At 62.1% G+C, this 13954-nt stretch carries 18 protein-coding genes; 7 read left to right on the top strand and 11 right to left on the bottom strand.

Features of this window, described 5'->3' with window-relative positions:
- Positions 1-8: 8 nt before the first annotated feature.
- From F8N96_RS33065 to cysG, 4 genes are read left to right on the top strand one after another with little or no spacing between them, the layout of a single operon-like run.
- Positions 9-1331: a replication-associated recombination protein A gene (locus F8N96_RS33065; protein WP_150786752.1), complete on the top strand. Its 1323-nt coding sequence runs from the start codon at positions 9-11 to the stop codon at positions 1329-1331.
- Positions 1331-1705 (top strand): fluoride efflux transporter CrcB, encoded by a 375-nt coding sequence (crcB, locus tag F8N96_RS33060; RefSeq protein ID WP_150801354.1) that lies wholly within the window; start codon positions 1331-1333, stop codon positions 1703-1705. Before F8N96_RS33065 ends, crcB begins: the two co-directional genes overlap by 1 nt.
- 16 nt (positions 1706-1721) lie before the next feature.
- Positions 1722-3002, top strand: coding sequence for a serine--tRNA ligase (serS, locus tag F8N96_RS33055; RefSeq protein ID WP_150801353.1), 1281 nt, complete (start codon positions 1722-1724; stop codon positions 3000-3002).
- Positions 3003-4397, top strand: a complete 1395-nt coding sequence (cysG, locus tag F8N96_RS33050) for a siroheme synthase CysG (RefSeq protein WP_150801352.1) — start codon at positions 3003-3005, stop codon at positions 4395-4397.
- A gap of 180 nt (positions 4398-4577) precedes the next feature.
- On the opposite strand, the gene F8N96_RS33045 is transcribed toward cysG, so the two are convergent.
- From F8N96_RS33045 to F8N96_RS33000, 9 genes are all read right to left on the bottom strand, one after another.
- On the bottom strand, positions 4578-5579 hold the full coding sequence (locus F8N96_RS33045) for a glutathione S-transferase family protein (protein WP_150801351.1): 1002 nt from the start codon (positions 5577-5579) through the stop codon (positions 4578-4580).
- Between the two features lie 89 nt (positions 5580-5668).
- Entirely contained in the window at positions 5669-6670 is a 1002-nt protein-coding gene (locus F8N96_RS33040; RefSeq protein ID WP_150801350.1) for a glycosyl transferase family protein, read from the bottom strand.
- Positions 6667-7002, bottom strand: a complete 336-nt coding sequence (locus tag F8N96_RS33035) for a TusE/DsrC/DsvC family sulfur relay protein (RefSeq protein WP_150801349.1) — start codon at positions 7000-7002, stop codon at positions 6667-6669. The genes F8N96_RS33040 and F8N96_RS33035 overlap by 4 nt, the downstream gene beginning before the upstream one ends.
- Positions 6999-7292, bottom strand: a complete 294-nt coding sequence (tusB, locus tag F8N96_RS33030; RefSeq protein WP_064678720.1) for a sulfurtransferase complex subunit TusB — start codon at positions 7290-7292, stop codon at positions 6999-7001. The genes F8N96_RS33035 and tusB overlap by 4 nt, the downstream gene beginning before the upstream one ends.
- Entirely contained in the window at positions 7292-7654 is a 363-nt protein-coding gene (tusC, locus tag F8N96_RS33025; protein ID WP_150801348.1) for a sulfurtransferase complex subunit TusC, read from the bottom strand. Before tusC ends, tusB begins: the two co-directional genes overlap by 1 nt.
- 1 nt (position 7655) lies before the next feature.
- Positions 7656-8048 carry a sulfurtransferase complex subunit TusD gene (gene tusD / locus F8N96_RS33020; protein ID WP_150801347.1) on the bottom strand — a complete coding sequence of 131 codons (393 nt, stop codon included), beginning with the start codon at positions 8046-8048 and terminating at the stop codon, positions 7656-7658.
- A gap of 257 nt (positions 8049-8305) precedes the next feature.
- Entirely contained in the window at positions 8306-9010 is a 705-nt protein-coding gene (locus F8N96_RS33010; RefSeq protein WP_150766784.1) for a YoaK family protein, read from the bottom strand.
- 28 nt (positions 9011-9038) lie between these two features.
- Positions 9039-9368: a DUF6388 family protein gene (locus F8N96_RS33005; protein ID WP_150801345.1), complete on the bottom strand. Its 330-nt coding sequence runs from the start codon at positions 9366-9368 to the stop codon at positions 9039-9041.
- Positions 9369-9388: 20 nt separating this feature from the next.
- Complete coding sequence (locus tag F8N96_RS33000; protein ID WP_064678716.1) at positions 9389-9637, bottom strand: hypothetical protein; 249 nt, start codon at positions 9635-9637, stop codon at positions 9389-9391.
- 149 nt (positions 9638-9786) lie between these two features.
- On the opposite strand from F8N96_RS33000, the gene F8N96_RS32990 reads away from it, so the two are divergent.
- Positions 9787-10137: a hypothetical protein gene (locus tag F8N96_RS32990; RefSeq protein ID WP_150801343.1), complete on the top strand. Its 351-nt coding sequence runs from the start codon at positions 9787-9789 to the stop codon at positions 10135-10137.
- A gap of 117 nt (positions 10138-10254) precedes the next feature.
- Here F8N96_RS32990 and F8N96_RS32985 read toward each other — a convergent pair whose 3' ends face one another.
- Positions 10255-10677: a GNAT family N-acetyltransferase gene (locus F8N96_RS32985; RefSeq protein ID WP_150801342.1), complete on the bottom strand. Its 423-nt coding sequence runs from the start codon at positions 10675-10677 to the stop codon at positions 10255-10257.
- Positions 10678-10826: 149 nt separating this feature from the next.
- On the opposite strand from F8N96_RS32985, the gene F8N96_RS32980 reads away from it, so the two are divergent.
- Positions 10827-11264 (top strand): hemerythrin domain-containing protein, encoded by a 438-nt coding sequence (locus F8N96_RS32980; protein ID WP_150801341.1) that lies wholly within the window; start codon positions 10827-10829, stop codon positions 11262-11264.
- A 294-nt stretch (positions 11265-11558) separates the two neighbouring features.
- Here F8N96_RS32980 and F8N96_RS32975 read toward each other — a convergent pair whose 3' ends face one another.
- A complete protein-coding gene (locus F8N96_RS32975) occupies positions 11559-12071 on the bottom strand; it encodes a methylated-DNA--[protein]-cysteine S-methyltransferase (protein ID WP_150801340.1) in 513 nt (170 codons plus the stop codon).
- A 153-nt stretch (positions 12072-12224) separates the two neighbouring features.
- Here F8N96_RS32975 and ggt point away from each other — a divergent pair, with 153 nt between their 5' ends.
- Positions 12225-13952 carry a gamma-glutamyltransferase gene (ggt, locus tag F8N96_RS32970; RefSeq protein WP_150801339.1) on the top strand — a complete coding sequence of 576 codons (1728 nt, stop codon included), beginning with the start codon at positions 12225-12227 and terminating at the stop codon, positions 13950-13952.
- The last annotated feature ends 2 nt before the right edge of the window (positions 13953-13954 follow it).

The raw sequence follows: 13954 nt of genomic DNA, 5'->3' as shown, positions 1-13954 counted from the left end.
CGTACGTGATGGACCTGTTTCGCAGCGCCCCGATTGCTCAACCCCTGGCTGCCCGTTTGCGCGCGGCCAATCTGGACGAGTACGTCGGTCAGGAACACCTGCTCGCCCGCGGCAAGCCATTGCGCGAAGCCCTGGAGCAGGGTGCCCTGCACTCGATGATTTTCTGGGGCCCGCCGGGTGTGGGCAAGACCACCCTGGCGCGGCTGCTGGCGGAAGTCTCGGATGCGCACTTCGAAACGGTCTCGGCGGTCCTGGCCGGGGTCAAGGAAATCCGCCAGGCGGTGGAAATCGCCAAGCAGCAGGCCGGGCAGTACGGCAAACGCACCATCCTGTTCGTCGACGAAGTGCACCGCTTCAACAAGTCCCAGCAGGATGCGTTCCTGCCGTATGTCGAAGACGGCACGCTGATTTTCATTGGCGCGACCACGGAAAACCCCTCGTTCGAACTCAATAACGCATTGCTGTCCCGAGCGCGGGTCTACGTGCTCAAAAGCCTCGACGAAGCGGCCCTGCGCAAACTGGTGCAGCGCGCGCTGACCGAAGAGCGTGGCCTGGGCAAACGCCAACTGACCCTCAGCGATGAAGGCTTCCAGATGCTGCTGTCGGCGGCCGACGGCGATGGCCGACGCCTGCTCAACCTGCTGGAAAACGCCTCGGACCTGGCCGAAGACCACAGCGAGATCGGTGTCGATCTGCTGCAAAGCCTGTTGGGCGATACCCGTCGGCGGTTCGACAAGGGCGGGGAGGCGTTCTATGACCAGATTTCCGCGTTGCATAAATCGGTGCGCGGCTCCAACCCCGACGGCGCGCTGTACTGGTTCGCGCGGATGATCGACGGCGGTTGCGATCCGCTGTACCTGGCCCGGCGCGTGGTGCGCATGGCCAGCGAAGACATCGGCAACGCCGACCCGCGCGCCCTGAGCCTGTGCCTGGCGGCGTGGGAAGTGCAGGAACGCCTCGGCAGCCCTGAAGGCGAATTGGCCGTGGCCCAGGCCATCACCTATCTGGCTTGCGCGCCGAAAAGCAACGCGGTGTACATGGGCTTCAAGGCCGCCCTGCGCAGCGCCACCGAACACGGTTCGTTGGAAGTGCCGCTGCACCTGCGCAACGCGCCGACCAAGTTGATGAAACAGCTGGGTTATGGCGACGAATACCGTTACGCCCACGACGAGCCGGATGCCTACGCCGCGGGCGAAGATTACTTCCCGGAAGAACTCGAGCCGCAGCCGTTCTATCAGCCGGTGCCGCGGGGCCTGGAGTTGAAGATCGGCGAAAAGCTCAACCACTTGGCGCAACTTGACCGTCTCAGCCCCCGGCAGCGGAGAAAATAGTGATTGCATTGGTCGTTGCGGTTTCCATTGGCGGCGTCGCCGGCACGCTGTTGCGCTTCGCTACCGGCAATTGGGTCAACGCTAATTGGCCGCGGCACTTCTATACCGCGACGCTGGCCGTTAATATCGTGGGCTGTCTGCTGATCGGCGTTCTATACGGTCTGTTTTTGATTCGCCCGGAGGTGCCTTTCGAGGTGCGCGCCGGGTTGATTGTCGGCTTCCTCGGGGGGCTGACGACTTTTTCATCCTTTTCACTGGATACGGTGCGCTTGCTGGAAAGCGGGCAAGTGCCGCTGGCCCTGGGCTATGCGGCGATCAGCGTATTCGGCGGGCTGCTTGCCACCTGGGCCGGCCTGTCCTTGACCAAACTTTGATAAACGAGAAACCGACATGCTCGATTCCAAACTGTTACGTAGCAACCTTCAGGACGTAGCGGACCGCCTGGCATCCCGTGGCTACAAGCTGGATGTTGCGCGCATCGAAGCGCTGGAAGAACAGCGCAAGACCGTCCAGACCCGCACCGAAGCACTGCAGGCTGAGCGTAATGCGCGTTCCAAATCCATCGGCCAGGCCAAGCAACGCGGTGAAGACATCGCGCCGCTGATGGCGGATGTCGAGCGCATGGCGAACGAATTGAGCGCCGGTAAAGTCGAGCTGGACGCGATCCAGACCGATCTGGACTCGATCCTGCTGGGCATCCCCAACCTGCCGCACGAATCGGTGCCGATCGGCGACGACGAAGAAGGCAACGTGGAAGTGCGCCGCTGGGGCACGCCGAAGGCGTTCGATTTCCCGGTTCAGGACCACGTAGCCCTGGGCGAGAAATTCGGCTGGCTGGATTTCGAAACCGCCGCCAAGCTGTCCGGCGCGCGTTTCGCCCTGCTGCGTGGCCCGATCGCCCGACTGCACCGCGCCCTGGCGCAGTTCATGATCAACCTGCACACCAGCGAACACGGCTACGAAGAGGCCTACACCCCTTACCTGGTCCAGGCGCCGGCGCTGCAAGGCACCGGTCAGCTGCCGAAGTTCGAAGAAGACCTGTTCAAGATCGCTCGCGAAGGCGAAGCCGACCTGTACCTGATCCCGACTGCCGAAGTGTCGCTGACCAACATCGTCGCTGGCGAAATCGTCGATTCGAAACTGCTGCCGATCAAGTTCGTCGCGCACACGCCGTGCTTCCGCAGCGAAGCCGGTGCCTCGGGGCGTGACACCCGCGGCATGATCCGCCAGCACCAGTTCGACAAGGTCGAGATGGTGCAGATCGTCGAGCCGTCGACCTCGATGGAAGCGCTGGAAGGCCTGACCGCCAACGCCGAGAAAGTCCTGCAACTGCTGGAACTGCCATACCGCACCCTGGCGCTGTGCACCGGCGACATGGGCTTCAGCGCGGTCAAGACCTACGACCTGGAAGTGTGGATCCCGAGCCAGGACAAGTACCGCGAAATTTCCTCGTGCTCCAACTGCGGCGACTTCCAGGCCCGTCGGATGCAAGCGCGTTTCCGCAACCCGGAAACCGGCAAGCCGGAGCTGGTTCACACCCTCAACGGTTCCGGCCTGGCGGTCGGGCGTACCCTGGTGGCGGTGCTGGAAAACTACCAGCAGGCCGACGGTTCGATCCGTGTGCCAGACGTGCTGAAACCGTACATGGGTGGCATCGAGGTCATCGGCTAAATGGACTATCTGCCGCTGTTCCATAACCTTCGCGGCAGTCGTGTATTGGTCGTCGGCGGCGGGGAAATAGCCTTGCGCAAATCCCGCCTGCTGGCCGAAGCCGGTGCACTGCTGCGGGTGGTCGCACCGGAAATCGAACCGCAACTGCGGGAACTGGTGACCGGCAGCGGTGGCGAGTGCCTGGTGCGCGGTTACGTCGAGGCCGATCTGGACGGTTGCGGGCTGATCATCGCCGCCACCGACGACGAACCGCTCAATGCACAAGTCTCCGCAGATGCCCATCGGCGTTGCGTGCCGGTCAACGTGGTGGATGCGCCAGCCCTGTGCAGCGTGATCTTCCCGGCGATCGTCGACCGTTCGCCGCTGATCATCGCGGTCTCCAGCGGCGGCGATGCGCCGGTGCTGGCACGGTTGATCCGCGCCAAACTGGAAACCTGGATTCCGTCCACCTACGGGCAACTGGCCGGTCTGGCGGCGCGTTTCCGCGGCCAGGTCAAACGCCTGTTCCCGGATGTGCAGCAGCGTCGGGCATTCTGGGAAGATGTGTTCCAGGGCCCGATTGCCGACCGGCAACTGGCCGGGCAGGGTGCCGAAGCCGAGCGCCTGATGCTGGCGAAAATTGCCGGTGAAGCACCGGATGCAACGGGCGAAGTCTATCTGGTCGGGGCCGGCCCGGGTGATCCCGACCTGCTGACCTTCCGCGCCTTGCGGCTGATGCAGCAAGCCGATGTGGTGCTGTATGACCGCCTGGTGGCGCCGGCGATTCTCGATTTGTGCCGTCGCGATGCCGAGCGGGTCTACGTCGGCAAACGCCGCGCCGAGCACGCCGTGCCCCAGGATCAGATCAACCAGCGTCTGGTGGATCTGGCCAAGGCCGGTAAGCGCGTGGTGCGCCTGAAGGGCGGCGATCCGTTTATCTTCGGCCGTGGCGGCGAAGAGATCGAAGAACTGGCGGCCCATGGCATCCCGTTCCAGGTTGTGCCGGGGATCACGGCCGCCAGTGGTTGCGCGGCCTATGCCGGGATTCCGCTGACGCATCGCGATTACGCGCAGTCGGTGCGGTTTGTCACCGGGCACCTCAAGGACGGCTCCACCGATCTGCCGTGGGCCGACCTGGTCGCGCCGGCGCAAACCCTGGTGTTTTACATGGGGTTGGTGGGATTGCCGATCATCTGTGAGCAGTTGATCAAGCACGGTCGCGCGGCGGATACCCCGGCGGCGTTGATCCAGCAGGGCACCACGGTCAATCAGCGGGTGTTTACCGGCACCTTGGCCGACCTTCCGCAGCTGGTGGCGGAGCATGAAGTGCATGCACCGACATTGGTGATTGTTGGGGAGGTGGTGCAATTGCGCGAGAAACTGGCGTGGTTTGAGGGAGCTCAGGCGCAGGTTTAGAAACCGAGTCGCTTCCTTCGCGAGCAAGCCCGCTCCCACATTGGATTTGCGTCGTCCACAAATTGATCGTTCCCACGCTCTGCGTGGGAATGCCGCCACGGACGCTCCGCGTTCCGCTTCGGATGTGACGCAGAGCGTCACGGGGTCCGTTCCCACGCGGAGCGTGGGAACGATCATTTGTCAGGCCCTGCGCCAAACCCCTTTCCCGCTCAACCGCCCCCGATCATGCGCCGCCGTGAAATCCTGCACCGGCCCCTTCGGCACTATCCCCGTCGGATTGATGGTCTTGTGACTGCCGTAGTAGTGGTTCTTGATATGCTCGAAACTCACCGTTTCAGCAATCCCCGGCCACTGATACATCTCCCGCAGCCAGTTCGACAGATTCGGATAATCGGCAATCCGCCGCAGGTTGCACTTGAAGTGCCCGTAATACACCGCGTCGAAGCGAATCATCGTGGTAAACAGTCGAATGTCGGCTTCAGTCAGGTACTCGCCGGTCAGATAACGATTGGCGCCCAGTAACTGCTCCAACCGATCCAGCTCGGCAAACAACTCGTCGAACGCCTCTTCATAAGCCTTCTGCGAGGTGGCGAATCCGGCGCGATAGACACCATTGTTCACTGCCGGATAAATCCGCTCGTTCAATGCATCGATCTCGCTGCGCAACGGCGCCGGATAAAGATCCAGATCATTGCCGGTCAAGTCATCAAAAGCGCTGTTGAACATGCGGATGATCTCCGCCGACTCATTGTTGACGATGCGCTTCTGTTGTTTGTCCCAGAGCACCGGCACGGTGACGCGGCCGGTGTAGTCGGCGGTATCGGCGGTGTAGCGCTGGTGCATGAACTGGAAGTGATCGAGCTTGTCGCCCGTCGAGCCCAGGTGCTGATCGAAGGTCCAGCCGTTTTCCAGCATCAGCCAACTGACCACGGACACATCGATCAGGCTTTCCAGACCTTTCAGTTTGCGCAGGATCAGCGTGCGATGGGCCCATGGACAGGCGAGGGACACATAGAGATGATAGCGCCCGGCCTCGGCCGCAAAGCCACCGACACCGCTCGGGCCTGGCGTGCCGTCGGCGGTCACCCAGTTGCGACGCTGCGCCTGTTCGCGCTGGAACGCGCCGTCCTTGCTGCTTTCGTACCACTGGTCGTGCCAGCGGCCTTCGACTAATAAACCCATTTTCAGACTCCTCGACCAATAAGCGTTGGAGAGGAGTCTATTCGCATAGGTTCGAACAAATAGCGCAAAGGTTGGGCAGTTATGATCGGTTAAATCGATCTGTCCCGCGCGTCCCAATACTGCTGGGCGGTGTCGAAGGCTTGTTCGCGGCTCTGGCCGAGGCCGCGCAGAGCCAGGGCCATGGTCGAAATCAGCGCCATCTGCGGATAACTGTCGACCACGTCGCCGCGCCAGACGGCTTTCAAATGCTGGGGATCGAGGCTGGCCGGTTTGACGTGACGCTGGGCTGACCGTTGCGGCCATTCCTCGTCCCAGCTTTCGCCACCGGTGGTGCCGTACAAGTGGCTGTCGGCGTCCGGGTTGATCTCGATCTCGCCGCCGTCGCCTTTGACCACGATTGCGGTATCGCCGAGCAAGCCGCTGGCGTCCCGATGCACGGCCTGGTAGCCAGGGTGAAAAATGCTCTGCAGGCCACAGCGAGCGCCCAATGGATTGAGGATCCGTGCCAGGGAATGGATAGGCGAACGCAGGCCCAGGGTGTTGCGCAGGTCGATCATCCGCTGCAATTGCGGCGCCCAATCCATCAGCGGCATGAACGCCAGGCCGCCCTGATCCAGCGCCGCGCCGACCTGCTGCCAGTTGCGGCACAAAGGAATATTCAACTCATCGAGCAGTTGCTCGCTGTACAGCCGACCCGCCGTGTGCGCGCCGCCACCGTGCATGAAGATCCGCACGCCGTTCTGCGCCAGGCACTTGGCCGCCAGCAGGTACCACGGCAGATGACGCTTCTTGCCGGCATAGGTCGGCCAGTCCAGATCGACATTCAACGCCGGTGCCTGCAAGCGTTCACGCAAGGCTTCGGTGAACCCCGCCATCTCTTCGGCGCTTTCTTCCTTGTGCCGCAGCAGCATCAGGAACGCGCCGAGCTGGGTATCCTCGACCTTGTCGTCGAGCACCATGCCCATGGCTTCACGCGCTTCGACCCGAGTCAGGTCGCGGGCGCCGCGTTTGCCTTTGCCGAGGATGCGCACGAACTGGGCGAAGGGGTGTTCGGCGGGCGTTTCGAGGGTCAGCGCTGGGTAGTCGGTCATAAGCAATTCGTCGGTTTGGGCAGGCCCGCCAGTTTCGCGGCGAGTTTGGCAGGGGTGCCTTTGAACAGTCGGTTCAGGTGCAGGCTGTTGCCTTTGTCCGGCCCGAGTTTCAATGCGGTGTACTTGATCAGCGGGCGCGTGGCGGGGGACAGCTGGAATTCGCTGTAGAAACTGCGCAGCAATTCGAGGATCTCCCAGTGTTCGGGGCTCAACTCGATGTCTTCGGCGGCGGCGAGGGCGCTGGCGACCTCAGAGGACCAGTCGCTCAGTTCGAGCAGAAAACCGTCCTTGTCCAGCTCGATGGCGCGGGCGCCCACGGTCAGGACTTTCATAGCCAACTGTTGACCTTGTCGTAGCGGATCGACAGCTCGACGAAGGCCGGGTAGTCGATGGCCTTCGCCCAGTCCGGCGTTTGCAGGTCGCGGGCCTGGGCGTCTTCAGCCAACACAAACAACTTCAGGCCGCGGGTGCCCAGGGTATTGAACGGGGCGGTACCTGGTTGCAAGGCATAGGCCGCGTCGCCAGACAGCAGCAGCGCATCCTCGGCGCCGATCACGCGCAGGCAGCTGGTCAGGCGATCGTCGCCGAAAGGGGAATGGGACAACACATGCAAAGTCGACATCAGAGGGTGATCACCTGGTGGTAACGGTCAATGAGGGCGGTGATTTCGCCGACGGTCAGCACCTGGGCCTCTTCGAGCGATAACGCCTTGGGATCCAGGCCGCGTTCGGCCGCGCTGTCGCCGCAGACGAACAGGTCTTCGACGCCGAACATCGGCAGCGCCTGCAGGTTGGCGCTCAGGTCTTTTTGCTGCAAAGCCCTGGCGTCCTGGTTTGCGGCGAGCTGAAATACGCCATCATCGAGAAACAGCAGGCCGATCGGCAAATCGAAAGCGCCGCCGGCCAGTACGATGTCCAGCGCTTCCCGTGCGCCCGGCCCGGACCAGGGAGACTGACGGCTGATAATCAGCAAGGATCTGGGCATTTCATGCGCCTCCGAAACAGATCAGGCGGTCAGCGTCCTGCACCGCGTCGTGCAACTGGCCCAGCCCGGACAATTCCCATGGCGCGGCCACGGCAACCGCTTCGCGCTGATAGCGCCCGGCTTCTTCTTCGTTCAACACGCCACGGCGCAGAGCGGCGGCGATACAGACGACGCCGTCCAGTTGATGTTCGGTGACGAAGGTGCGCCATTGCCTGGGCAAATCCAGCTCATCCTGGGGGGTGACCACGCTACCGGAGGCGTTATGAACGCCGTCCTGATAGAAAAACAGCCGGACAATCTCATGCCCGCCGGCCAGCGCGGCCTGGGCAAACAGCAAGGCGCGGCGCGAGGAGGGCGCATGGGCGGCGGAAAACAGCGCGATGGCGAACTTCATGACGGACTCGATCAGCGGAACTGCGGTCATGATAAAGCTTTATCGGTGGGGCGGCTAAGTGCGTTTGCTTTGAGACCGAGTTGCCCCCTTCGCGAGCAAGCCCGCTCCCACAGGGTTCTGTGGTGGATTTCACTGATCGTTCCCACGCTCCCGCGTGGGAATGCCTCGATGGACGCTCTGCGTCCGCTTCGGCAGGGACGCAGAGCGTCCCGGGCTGCATTCCCACGCAGAGCGTGGGAACGATCCCAGCAAAGGCTTCAACGCGGCATATACCCCAACTGCCACCGCCGCGGAATCTTCAACGACAGCACCCCGATCCCACCCGCCAACAACCCGCTGACAAACAGCGCCCTGAGCCCAAGATGATGCTCCAGCACCGCCCCCAGCACCGCGCCGGCAAACATCCCGGCCCAGGGGATCAACTGTACCCGCCAGCCATTGCGCCGTTCGCCGAGCATCCAGCGCCCCAGGCCGCGACCGAAGCGCGACAGGGCGCCGGTGACATAGGTCAGGCCGACCGGCAGGCCGTTCACTTCCTCCACCGCGGCATTGAGCATGCCCATGGCGATGATCGCCGCCAGCAACGCCGGCAGCTGTTCTTCATAAGGCCAGGCAGCAGCACCGCACAGCAGGGTGGCGATGCACAGCAGCAAGGGCAGCGCCCGCCGGCCGCCGAGACGGCTGACGACGATGCCCAGGGCGTTGCCGATGACGAACGTGGCCACGAGGATCGTCAGGCGCAAAGTCAGACCCATGTCGCCGTCGCTGATGGCCACGGCGAGACGGGTGGTGTTGCCGCTCATGAAGGAAACGAAGTCGCCGCTGGCCATGAAGCCGATGGCATCGGTCATCCCGGCCAGAACCGAGAGTGCGGCCACCAGCGACAGGCCGATGCGCCCGCGCCATTTCTGGATATGCAGATGGCCCGGACTGGCGTGGGTACTGGAGGACGAAGGCAGCATCGTTGGATACATCCTTGAGCGGGGAGGGTTACTGGCTTAATCCATATAACTCGCAATACTCCAGCCAGTCCATACCGGCCATTTCGGCCACTTCCTTGTGGACTTCCATGCGCTGGGCCTGATAGTCCTCCGGCGTTGCGGCGGTCAACTGCAGGGTCAGTTCCCAGGCAAACAGCCCGAGACGCTCGGCTTCCGCCTCGAAGGCTTCATGCAGGCGTTCATCGCGGTACTGCGCCGCAGATTCACCCTTGGCCTGGGCCAGCAGCGGGTTGAGGTTGTCGAGTTCGGCGCTCAGTTCGGGGCGCTCATCGAGAAATCTCTTCAGCGCCTGCTCGTGTTGCTGTTCGCTTGCCGCCATGGTCGCTCCTTGAAAATGGATTACGCAGACTGCTTCTTGCTGGCTTTAGCCGCAGCGGCCAGGCACTCGAGGGCAAACTGCTCGGGGTAGGTCATCTGGATCGGCGTGGTTTCACCTTTGACGGTGCGTTCGCCGTCGAGGATGTAGCGAATCCGCTTGTCCGTGACGCCAATTCGCTTGGCGATCCAGGAAGGCGTCTGGCCGATCTGGCTGATCAGCTTGTCGGCGTATTCAGCGGTCGGTTTGTAGTATTCGGCATTGGGTGTCATGGGTCGTTCCAGAAAAAGGCGCGATGCAGCGTTAATGGCGCGACAGGGTGCGCGAATCGGCACCCGGTGTCGCGGTATAAATGAAGTAAAGCAGAACGAAACACAGTGCCGCGGTGATACAGTCCGCTTTTTCCTGATGAGCGAACGCAATGCGAATTCTGATGGTGGCGCTGGCCGTAACCTTGCTGGCCGGCTGTGCAGGCTCGACGATGAACGATGCCCGCACGGGAACCCCGTACAAGACCATGACCTCGAACAAGCCGGAAAAAGTCGTCGCCCAGTGCGTGCAGTTTTCCTGGCAGGACGAGGCGGTGTTCGGGGTCGATGCCAGTGCGTATCTGCAGCCGGGCAAGAAGGGCGGGTCCACCGTTTACACGCGCTCGGCGGAAGCCTTTGTCGACGTGACCACCGATGCCTCCGGAACGCTGTTGAACTACTACGCGCAGAAGGATGACTTTGTCGCCAAGCGCCGGTTGGCGGCGCTGGCGACCTGCCTCTGACCCGACGGGCACCACACATCCCCTGTAGGAGCTGGCTTGCCAGCGAAGAGGCCCTCACTGGCGAGATCAACGTCGCCTGACACACCGCCTTCGCCGGCAAGCCGGCTCCTACAAGGTCTACGCGAGGCGCTTCTGGAAGAAAAAGCGCGTGTGCCCCGGCGGATAGTCAGCAATCTGCCCCAACTCGCTGTAACCCAGCTTCCTGTAGAACGCCGGCGCCTGGAAGTCGAAGGTGTCGAGCCAGACCCCGATGCAGCCCTTCTCCCGCGCCAGGTCTTCGGCCATCTGCATCAGCGTCGAACCGATGCCCTGTCTCCGGGCCTGTTCCGGCACCGACAGCAGGTCGATGTACAACCATCGGTAAAACACTCGACCGTGAAGCCCTCCAAGAATCTCGCCGCTTTCATCGCGCACCAGCAAGGCAATGGGCTCCGGCGTCGAGACCCCGGCTTTTTGCGCGTTATAGGCGCGCAACGGCAGCAGGATGGCCTGACGCTCTTCATCCGTGGGATTTTGCGACTGTTCGATTCGCAATTTCATGAGCTATTTCCTTATGGCTGGGGCGGACAACATTCCCAAGCCTATCGCGGCGCGAGGGCGTTGTTCCAGTCCTAAGGTGGAACCCTCGTTCGCAAGCAGATGTCTAGCCTAGACAGCGTCATCCAGAGCGCAGCCCATGAGGACAACCCGTGAATATTTTTGAAGCCTTGCGTGAAAGCCACGACCGCCAACGCAACTACGCCGACGCGCTGATAGAGACCAGCGGCGACACCCCGGAGCGCGTCGAGGCCTACAAGCAGCTCAAGTCCGAACTCCAGGCTCACGAAACCGCGGAAGAGCGGCATTTCTACATCCCGCTGATGGAATTCGACAACGGTGTCGACCTCAGCCGCCATGCGATCGCCGAACATCACGAGATGGATGAAATGATGGAGACGCTCGACGAGACCGAGATGTCCAGCCCGGCCTGGCTGGCGACCGCGAAAAAGCTCGCGGATAAGGTCCATCACCACCTGAAGGAAGAAGAGCAGAAGTTCTTCCAACAGGCCGGCAAGCTGCTCGACGACCAGCAGAAAGAAACCTTGGCGGGGCAATACCTGAAGGAGTTCAAGGCCCAGCTGTCTTGAAGGCGTTTTCGTCTGACAGGGGCGCATTCTGACGGAAGAGAACGGGTGTACACGATCCCCTGTAGGAGCTGGCTTGCCAGCGAAGGCGGCCTCAAGCCTTGTATCACCCGTGAAAATGCCTTCGCTGGCAAGCCAGCTCCTACATAATCAACAGTCTCAAGTCTTGAATCGGCCATGAAATCGCCTTCGCTGGCAAGCCAGCTCCTACATAATCGGCGGCCTCAAGCCTTGTATCGCCCGTGAAAATGCCTTCGCTGCGGTGCGGCGATCCGACAAGCCGGCTCCTACAGGAAATCAGAAGCCTTCCAGTCGGCCAGTGCTGCCCCATTGCCCGCCCTCAAGCGTCAACAACCACTCCTTGGCCTCGAGCCCACCGGCAAACCCGGTGAGTTTCCCCGACGCACCAATCACCCGATGACAGGGCGCCACAATCGATATCGGATTCTTGCCATTCGCCGCACCCACGGCCCGGACCGCACTTGGATTGCCGATCTGCTCGGCAATCTGGCTATAGCTGCGCGTCTCGCCGAACGGAATGGTCAGCAGCGCCGCCCAGACCTTCTTTTGAAACTCGGTCCCGACAAAATCCAGCTCCAGCCCGAAACGGTGGCGTGTGCCGGCGAAGTATTCCTTCAGCTGTTGTGCGGTGCGCACGAGGATCGGGTTGTCCGGATCTTCGCTCATCGGCCCCAGCAGCACCCGGTTCGGCCTGTCGTTTTCCCAGAGGATGGCCGCCAGTCGCGCGCCGTTCGCCACCAGCTTCAGCTCGCCAACCGGCGACGCCATGGTCGTGCAGGTGTATGTCATGCAGGCAGACCCCACAGAAGTGCCAATAAGGAGCCAAGCATACTGCCTCGACGGGGAGGCGCAATACGCAATCCCAGCCATACTTGCCTACTGTTCTTGAACCGTTTCCTCTGTTTTTTTTACAGAGCCAAAAAAACAAAAAGAGACCGACTCATGAAGTTCGAACCTTTTGCCAAATCGCTCATTGCGTCCTCGTTGGCGCTGAGCTGCCTGATGGCTCACGCCGCCTCCGTGGCCCCGGTCGCGGCCGAAAACGGCATGGTGGTCACCGCGCAGCATCTGGCCAGCCATGTGGGCGTCGATGTGCTCAAGAACGGTGGCAACGCCGTCGATGCCGCGGTCGCGGTGGGGTATGCGCTGGCGGTGGTGTATCCCGCGGCGGGCAACCTGGGCGGCGGTGGTTTCATGACCATTCAACTGGCGGACGGGCGCAAGACCTTCCTCGATTTCCGCGAAAAGGCGCCGCTGGCGGCCACCGCCGATATGTACCTCGACAAGGAAGGCAACGTCGTCCCTGAACTGAGTACCCGTGGCCACCTGGCCGTCGGCGTGCCGGGCACCGTGTCCGGCATGGAACTGGCCTTGCAAAAGTACGGCACCAAACCGCGCAAGGAAGTGATCGCCCCGGCGATCAAACTCGCCGAAGACGGGTTTGTGCTGGAACAGGGTGATGTCGAATTGCTGGAATACGCAACCGACGTGTTCAAGAAAGACATGAAGGATTCCGGCTCGATCTTCCTCAGCAATGGCGAGCCGATGCAGGTCGGGCAGAAACTGGTGCAGAAGGACTTGGGCAAGACCCTGCGGGAAATCTCCGAGAAGGGCGCCGACGGTTTCTATAAGGGTTGGGTCGCCGACGCCATCGTCACCTCCAGCCAGGCCAACAAGGGCATCATCGCCCAGGCCGACCTCGACAAGTACAAGACCCGGGAGCTGGCGCCGATCGAATGCGATTACCGCGGCTACCACGTGGTGTCGGCGCCACCGCCAAGCTCAGGCGGGGTGGTGATCTGCGAGATCATGAACATTCTCGAAGGCTACCCGATGAAAGACCTGGGCTACCACTCGGCCCAGGGCATGCACTACCAGATCGAAGCGATGCGTCACGCCTACGTGGATCGCAATAGTTACCTCGGCGACCCGGACTTCGTGAAAAACCCGATCGCCCACCTGCTGGATAAAAACTACGCGACCAAAATCCGCGCCGCCATCAATCCGCAAAAGGCCGGCGTATCCCGCGAGCTAAAACCCGGGGTAGCGCCCCACGAAGGCAGCAACACCACCCATTACTCCATCGTCGACAAATGGGGCAACGCGGTGTCGGTCACCTACACCCTCAACGACTGGTTCGGTGCCGGCGTCATGGCCAGCAAGACCGGGGTCATCCTCAACGACGAAATGGACGACTTCACCTCGAAGATCGGCGTGCCGAACATGTACGGCCTGGTGCAAGGGGAGGCCAACGCCATTGCGCCCGGCAAGGCACCGCTGTCGTCCATGAGCCCGACCATCGTCACCAAGGACGGCAAAGTGGTGATGGTCGTCGGCACTCCCGGCGGCAGCCGCATCATCACCGCGACCCTGCTGACCATGCTTAACGTGATCGACTACGGCATGAACATCCAGGAAGCGGTCGACGCTCCCCGTTTCCACCAGCAGTGGCTGCCGGAAGAGACCAACCTGGAAACCTTCACCACCAGCCCGGATACCGTGAAGATGCTCGAAAGTTGGGGCCACAAGTTTGCCGGTCCCCAGGACGCCAACCACCTGGCGGCGATCCTGGTCGGCGCGCCTTCGCTGGAGGGCAAGCCGGTAGGCAAGAACCGCTTCTACGGGGCGAACGATCCGCGGCGTAACACCGGGTTGTCGCTCGGTTACTGAGG

The organism is Pseudomonas fluorescens (genome assembly GCF_902497855.1).
GTDB classification, from domain to species: Bacteria; Pseudomonadota; Gammaproteobacteria; order Pseudomonadales; family Pseudomonadaceae; genus Aquipseudomonas; species Aquipseudomonas fluorescens_BI.
Note: the sequence above shows the minus strand (reverse complement) of the source record. Positions and strands in the feature narration are given on the sequence as shown.

What these genes read in the sequence shown, in the direction of transcription:
- F8N96_RS33010 (WP_150766784.1), bottom strand. Translation starts at nt 9,010, where the DNA reads ATGCTGCCTTCGTCCTCCAGTACCCACGCCAGTCCGGGCCATCTGCAT.
- tusC (WP_150801348.1), bottom strand. Translation starts at nt 7,654, where the DNA reads ATGCCCAGATCCTTGCTGATTATCAGCCGTCAGTCTCCCTGGTCCGGG.
- F8N96_RS32990 (WP_150801343.1), top strand. Translation starts at nt 9,787, where the DNA reads ATGCGAATTCTGATGGTGGCGCTGGCCGTAACCTTGCTGGCCGGCTGT.
- cysG (WP_150801352.1), top strand. Translation starts at nt 3,003, where the DNA reads ATGGACTATCTGCCGCTGTTCCATAACCTTCGCGGCAGTCGTGTATTG.
- F8N96_RS33005 (WP_150801345.1), bottom strand. Translation starts at nt 9,368, where the DNA reads ATGGCGGCAAGCGAACAGCAACACGAGCAGGCGCTGAAGAGATTTCTC.
- tusB (WP_064678720.1), bottom strand. Translation starts at nt 7,292, where the DNA reads ATGTCGACTTTGCATGTGTTGTCCCATTCCCCTTTCGGCGACGATCGC.
- F8N96_RS33045 (WP_150801351.1), bottom strand. Translation starts at nt 5,579, where the DNA reads ATGGGTTTATTAGTCGAAGGCCGCTGGCACGACCAGTGGTACGAAAGC.
- F8N96_RS32975 (WP_150801340.1), bottom strand. Translation starts at nt 12,071, where the DNA reads ATGACATACACCTGCACGACCATGGCGTCGCCGGTTGGCGAGCTGAAG.
- ggt (WP_150801339.1), top strand. Translation starts at nt 12,225, where the DNA reads ATGAAGTTCGAACCTTTTGCCAAATCGCTCATTGCGTCCTCGTTGGCG.
- F8N96_RS32985 (WP_150801342.1), bottom strand. Translation starts at nt 10,677, where the DNA reads ATGAAATTGCGAATCGAACAGTCGCAAAATCCCACGGATGAAGAGCGT.
- F8N96_RS33035 (WP_150801349.1), bottom strand. Translation starts at nt 7,002, where the DNA reads ATGAAAGTCCTGACCGTGGGCGCCCGCGCCATCGAGCTGGACAAGGAC.
- F8N96_RS33065 (WP_150786752.1), top strand. Translation starts at nt 9, where the DNA reads ATGGACCTGTTTCGCAGCGCCCCGATTGCTCAACCCCTGGCTGCCCGT.
- F8N96_RS33040 (WP_150801350.1), bottom strand. Translation starts at nt 6,670, where the DNA reads ATGACCGACTACCCAGCGCTGACCCTCGAAACGCCCGCCGAACACCCC.
- serS (WP_150801353.1), top strand. Translation starts at nt 1,722, where the DNA reads ATGCTCGATTCCAAACTGTTACGTAGCAACCTTCAGGACGTAGCGGAC.
- F8N96_RS33000 (WP_064678716.1), bottom strand. Translation starts at nt 9,637, where the DNA reads ATGACACCCAATGCCGAATACTACAAACCGACCGCTGAATACGCCGAC.
- tusD (WP_150801347.1), bottom strand. Translation starts at nt 8,048, where the DNA reads ATGAAGTTCGCCATCGCGCTGTTTTCCGCCGCCCATGCGCCCTCCTCG.